Consider the following 5,544-nt stretch of genomic DNA (forward strand, 5'->3'; position numbering starts at 1 on the left):
ATGTAGTTATCCAGGTGACCAGCCAGCTCAATGATCTTCTCTTCCCACTCAGCAACACCGTTCAGTGCCTGCAGAGCAGAACCGCGTACGATTGGAGTATCGTCGCCTGGGAAGTCGTAAGCTGACAGCAGATCGCGAACTTCCATCTCTACCAGTTCCAGCAGCTCTTCATCATCAACCATGTCGCACTTGTTCAGGAACACGATGATGTAAGGAACGCCAACCTGACGACCCAGCAGGATGTGCTCACGGGTCTGTGGCATTGGGCCATCAGTCGCAGCAACAACCAGGATCGCGCCGTCCATCTGCGCAGCACCGGTGATCATGTTTTTCACATAGTCGGCGTGGCCAGGGCAGTCAACGTGCGCATAGTGGCGAGTCGGGGTTTCATATTCAACGTGAGAAGTGTTGATGGTGATACCACGTGCTTTCTCTTCTGGCGCCTTATCGATCTCATCGAATTTGCTTGCTTTACCGCCGTAGGTTTTAGCCAGAACGGTGGTGATTGCAGCAGTCAGGGTGGTTTTACCGTGGTCAACGTGACCGATGGTGCCCACGTTTACGTGCAGTTTGTTACGTTGAAATTGCTCTTTAGCCATCGCTAGTCCCTCTAAGACACGGATATATCGAAGATATCGTCATATCAACCAGGCAATGCCTGACTGTTTGGTTTACAGAGAGAGAATCAGGAGAGAGATAAAGGAAGTGGTGCTGATACCCAGAGTCGAACTGGGGACCTCACCCTTACCAAGGGTGCGCTCTACCAACTGAGCCATATCAGCACATCTGGAGCGGGCAGCGGGAATCGAACCCGCATCATCAGCTTGGAAGGCTGAGGTAATAGCCATTATACGATGCCCGCATCCTGGAACTCGGCTACCTGTTCTTTCTGTAGCTTATGAATAATAAAAGAAGACCTTCTATTATTCGAGCCTGCCAGAGTTTCTGGCTGACTTTGATTGCGAAAATCCGCAATCTGAATTCGAAGGTGAGAGAGATGAACTCACCCGCCAGATAAAGATTTTATCTGACGCTCAACCAAGTGGTTGAGATGGTGGTGGGAGAAGGATTCGAACCTTCGAAGTCTGTGACGGCAGATTTACAGTCTGCTCCCTTTGGCCGCTCGGGAATCCCACCTACTTGATTGGTGCCGGCTACCGGAATCGAACTGGTGACCTACTGATTACAAGTCAGTTGCTCTACCAACTGAGCTAAGCCGGCATCAAGTGGAGCGCATTATGGGAAGACCGAGCCCAGGATGCAACAAAAAAATTGCCAAAATTGTTCTATCGCTTACTATTTGTGCAAAACATCGCAAACCGCTCATCATTTGCAGTATTTTCGTCCAAATGCAGTGTGTTTTTACGCCGCTGCACTAAGTGATTTACAGAGGCTTATCGTGGTTTGGTCGTCGCACGCCAGAAGCACAACGCCATTTTTCATTTAAAACTGCGCAACTTTTTTTATTGGATCGGGTTTGATTGAACATTTTTTCAACTAACACAATGCAAGACGGGATTGTTCGTTAACGGATGCCACTGTCGGCGTGTTAAAGAGGGAGGCATTATTGATTGTCTGAAGACGGCTCAACGTTGTCAGCGATGGAAAATCTGAAAAGATTTTACGCGGTGCTACAGCAAAATCGATTGTAATAAGCGACTAAGCAATAATAAAAATGCGGGCACGCTTACGAAAGCGTGCTCAGGTTTATCAATTTGCTTCTTTTTAAAGTGACACTGGTGTTACCCTCCAGCCCATTGTTCTCGTTACTTACCCCCTATGACGTGCAACTGAGCTCGACGCATCATTGTATGCCAGACGCTACAAGATGTTGATGAGCCGGGATTTGCGGTCAGATGCATACTTATGAGTAAAAAAACGACACCACTCACTACACCCTATTTGCAGTTTGACCGTCAGCAATGGGCCGCCCTGCGCGACTCAGTGCCAATGACGCTCGCTGAAGGCGAAATTGAACGACTACGCGGTATCAATGAAGATCTCTCCTTAGAAGAGGTTGCTGAAATCTATTTGCCGCTCTCACGTCTGCTTAACTTCTATATCAGTTCTAATCTGCGCCGTCAGGCCGTGCTGGAGCAGTTTCTTGGCACTAACGGGCAAAAGATTCCCTATATCATCAGTATTGCCGGCAGTGTTGCTGTAGGTAAAAGTACAACCGCGCGTGTGTTGCAGGCGCTGCTTAGTCGCTGGCCAGAACATCGTAAAGTCGAGTTGATTACAACTGACGGCTTTTTACACCCCAATGCAGTGTTGAAAGAACGGGGGCTAATGAAGAAGAAAGGCTTCCCGCAATCTTACGATATGCATCGTCTGGTGAACTTCGTCTCCGATTTGAAATCGGGCGCTAGCCAGGTCACGGCGCCGGTTTATTCACACCTTATTTATGATGTGATCCCGGATGGCGATAAGGTGGTACAACAGCCTGATATTCTGATTCTGGAAGGCTTAAACGTGCTGCAAAGTGGGATGGATTATCCCCACGATCCGCATCATGTATTTGTTTCTGATTTTGTCGACTTCTCAATTTATGTCGATGCACCTGAAACATTATTAGAACGCTGGTACGTTAATCGTTTCCTAAAATTCCGTGAAGGTGCCTTCAGCGATCCCGATTCTTATTTCCACCATTATTCTCAATTGCCTAAAGAAGAGGCGGAAAATATTGCTCGCGGATTATGGAAAGAAATTAACTGGCTGAATCTTAACGAAAACATCCTCCCAACCCGGGAGCGCGCCAGTCTGATAATGACAAAGTCTGCAGATCATGCCGTGCAAAGTGTTCGCCTGAGAAAATAACGTTTCATATTTAAACGCCCTAACTTACCTGGGCGTTTAATTTCTCAGGTCAATTCGCATTAATTGCCAGGACGCAGCGAAATCTCACCACCCACCCAGGACTTTACTTCGCCATCTTGATCCAGTAATAAACCACCCTGCTTATCAATACCACGTGCTATACCATGAACTTCCCTGTCGCCAATCAGCAGCTTAACCGGGCGATTGATAAAATTGTCCAGAGCATCCCAACGCTCTACAAACGGTGCCAATCCGTCACGCTCGAAAATCGGCAGTGCTTCGCGCAGGTTATTGATAATTTTTGCAGCCAACTCATTGCGATCGATTTCAACTCCGGCTTCCTGCAAATTAATCCACCCCTGATTAATTTCAGCGGCTCCTTCTGAGCGCATCACCAGATTGACACCAGCCCCCATGACAATTTGCGCTGCGTCGCCTGTTTTGCCGGTTAGTTCAACCAGAATCCCGGCCAATTTACGGTCGTTCAGGTAGAGATCATTGGGCCATTTAACGCGCACATCAGGTGCACCCAATGACTGAATCACCTCGGCTATCACGATACCAATCACCAGGCTGAGTCCCATTGCTGCAGCGGGACCTTGCTCAAGTCGCCAGTACATCGACAGATAGAGATTAGAACCAAAAGGAGAAAACCACTTTCTGCCACGGCGGCCACGGCCTGCTTGCTGATATTCTGCAATACAGGCATGACCAGAAGGCAACTGATCCATTCTATCCAGCAGATACTGGTTGGTAGAATCAATCACAGGGATGACATCTAAATCTGGTTGATGCAGATGCGAAAGAATATCGGCTTCATTCAGCAATTGAATGGGGGCAGGCAAGCTATATCCTTTTCCTGTGACGGTATAGACATCCAGACCCCAGCTTTTCAGGGTTTGGATATGCTTATTGATGGCTGCACGGCTCATACCCAATGCTTCACCCAACTGCTCGCCTGAATGGAATTCTCCATCAGCCAGCAGCGCGACCAATTTCAGCGGAACACTATTATCTTTCATGAAATGACCTCAACGGCGTTACGTTCGCCTTGAGCACCAATGAAGCGAACCTCTGGCTCGAGCCAAACATTGAATTTTTCACCCACGTGGTTCCGCACCTCGTGCGCTAAAGCAACGATATCCTTTGGCATTGCCTGGTTTTCATTGATCAATACCAGCGCCTGTTGGCGGTGTACCGCAGCGCCGCCAATCTGGTATCCCTTGAGATGGCATTGATCGATCAACCAGCCTGCTGCTAATTTGACGTCTCCATTTGCCTGCGGGTAATGTGGCATCCCCGGCCATGCCTCTAACAGCTCATTGGCCAAATCACGTGTGATAAGAGGGTTTTTGAAGAAGCTACCTACATTGCCCGTTACCCGCGGATCGGGCAGTTTACTCTGACGCATTTGGCAAACTGCATTGAACACATCCCATGCGCATACGGTGGCTGGATTCAGTTTCGCTAAATCGCCGTAACTCAGCACCGGCTTCCATTGCTTAGCCAGACGGAGCCCAACAGCAATAATGACGTGATTATCCTTCATCTCGTGTTTAAAAATACTGTCACGATACCCAAACTGACACGCTTCGCGATTCAGGCGGCTGATTTTTTGTGTGGGCAGATGCAGCACATCAACGTATTGGCAAATATCCTTAAATTCAACACCATAAGCGCCAATGTTCTGGATAGGTGCTGAACCGGCCATGCCCGGAATTAACGCCAGGTTTTCCAGGCCGGTAATACCTTTTTTTAAAGTATGCTCAACCAACTGGTGCCAGTTCTCACCAGCGCCAATATGCAAATGCCATGCTTCAGCCTCTTCCTCAAGTGAAATACCTTTGATGGCATTAATGATCACGCCACCATCAAAGTCTTCCAGGAAAAGCACATTGCTGCCCTCACCTAATACGATGAAAGGTTGATTCGCCTGTTGAGTCGCTTGCCATGCGCGAACAATGGCTTCAGATGTGTCTGCGATATACAGCGATTGTGCACTGACTTCGAGACCCAGTGTGTTGAAAACTTTTAGAGAAGTGTGGGGGCTGGACATTTCACGGCCTTTACTGATTTATCTGGCCGTAGTTTACCCGATCAGTTAGTCACGGGTGGGATGTTTTCGTGGCTTTTAGCCCTGATTTCGCCAATTTGCAGACGTAAAAAAACCCTGAACTTTCGTTCAGGGTTTCTTCACTTATTTGATGCCTGGCAGTTCCCTACTCTCGCATGGGGAGACCCCACACTACCATCGGCGCTACGGCGTTTCACTTCTGAGTTCGGCATGGGGTCAGGTGGGACCACCGCGCTACAGCCGCCAGGCAAATTCTGTTTATTCACGCCGTGACAATCGTCACCACGCGAACCAATCCGTTTGAACAAAGCTGAAAATCTACTGCGTCTCTTCAAAAACGCCTCTGGCGTTGTAAGGTTAAGCCTCACGGGTCATTAGTACCGGTTAGCTCAATGCATCGCTGCACTTACACATCCGGCCTATCAACGTCGTCGTCTTCAACGTCCCTTCAGGACTCTCTGGGAGTCAGGGAGAACTCATCTCGGGGCAAGTTTCGTGCTTAGATGCTTTCAGCACTTATCTTTTCCGCACTTAGCTACCGGGCAATGCCATTGGCATGACAACCCGAACACCAGTGGTGCGTTCACTCCGGTCCTCTCGTACTAGGAGCAACCCCCCTCAATTCTCCAGCGCCCACGGCAGATAGGGACCGA

The 5,544-nt window shown here is 48.8% G+C and carries 4 protein-coding genes, 4 tRNA genes and 2 rRNA genes; 1 reads left to right on the top strand and 9 read right to left on the bottom strand.

Translation table 11 applies throughout. The features are described from left to right. The 5 genes from CRO33_RS24170 to CRO33_RS24190 form a co-directional block, all read right to left on the bottom strand. A partial coding sequence (locus tag CRO33_RS24170) for a GTP-binding protein (RefSeq protein ID WP_101749449.1) occupies positions 1-599 on the bottom strand: 599 nt, incomplete at its 3' end. A 107-nt stretch (positions 600-706) separates the two neighbouring features. Further along, positions 707-782 (bottom strand) — tRNA-Thr (locus CRO33_RS24175). 5 nt (positions 783-787) lie between these two features. Continuing rightward, a tRNA-Gly gene (locus CRO33_RS24180) sits at positions 788-862 on the bottom strand. 190 nt (positions 863-1,052) lie between these two features. Beyond that, positions 1,053-1,137 (bottom strand) — tRNA-Tyr (locus CRO33_RS24185). 8 nt (positions 1,138-1,145) lie between these two features. Then, positions 1,146-1,221: transfer RNA gene (locus tag CRO33_RS24190), tRNA-Thr, on the bottom strand. A 645-nt stretch (positions 1,222-1,866) separates the two neighbouring features. Here CRO33_RS24190 and coaA point away from each other — a divergent pair. Further along, the gene (coaA, locus tag CRO33_RS24195) at positions 1,867-2,817 is read left to right on the top strand and encodes a type I pantothenate kinase (protein WP_097119822.1); all 951 of its coding nucleotides are present in this window, start codon (positions 1,867-1,869) and stop codon (positions 2,815-2,817) included. A gap of 59 nt (positions 2,818-2,876) precedes the next feature. Here the strand turns inward: coaA and birA are convergent, their stop codons facing one another. The 4 genes from birA to CRO33_RS24215 all read right to left on the bottom strand — a co-directional run. Then, a complete protein-coding gene (gene birA / locus CRO33_RS24200; RefSeq protein WP_097119823.1) occupies positions 2,877-3,839 on the bottom strand; it encodes a bifunctional biotin--[acetyl-CoA-carboxylase] ligase/biotin operon repressor BirA in 963 nt (320 codons plus the stop codon). Beyond that, entirely contained in the window at positions 3,836-4,873 is a 1,038-nt protein-coding gene (murB, locus tag CRO33_RS24205) for a UDP-N-acetylmuramate dehydrogenase (RefSeq protein ID WP_097119824.1), read from the bottom strand. The genes birA and murB overlap by 4 nt, the downstream gene beginning before the upstream one ends. A 150-nt stretch (positions 4,874-5,023) precedes the next feature. Continuing rightward, positions 5,024-5,139: ribosomal RNA gene (rrf, locus tag CRO33_RS24210) — 5S ribosomal RNA — on the bottom strand. A 105-nt stretch (positions 5,140-5,244) separates the two neighbouring features. Then, positions 5,245-5,544, bottom strand: a 23S ribosomal RNA gene (locus tag CRO33_RS24215); the annotation flags it as partial.

Source organism: Pantoea sp. GL120224-02, assembly GCF_900215395.1.
In the GTDB taxonomy this organism is placed as follows: Bacteria; Pseudomonadota; Gammaproteobacteria; order Enterobacterales; family Enterobacteriaceae; genus Pantoea; species Pantoea communis.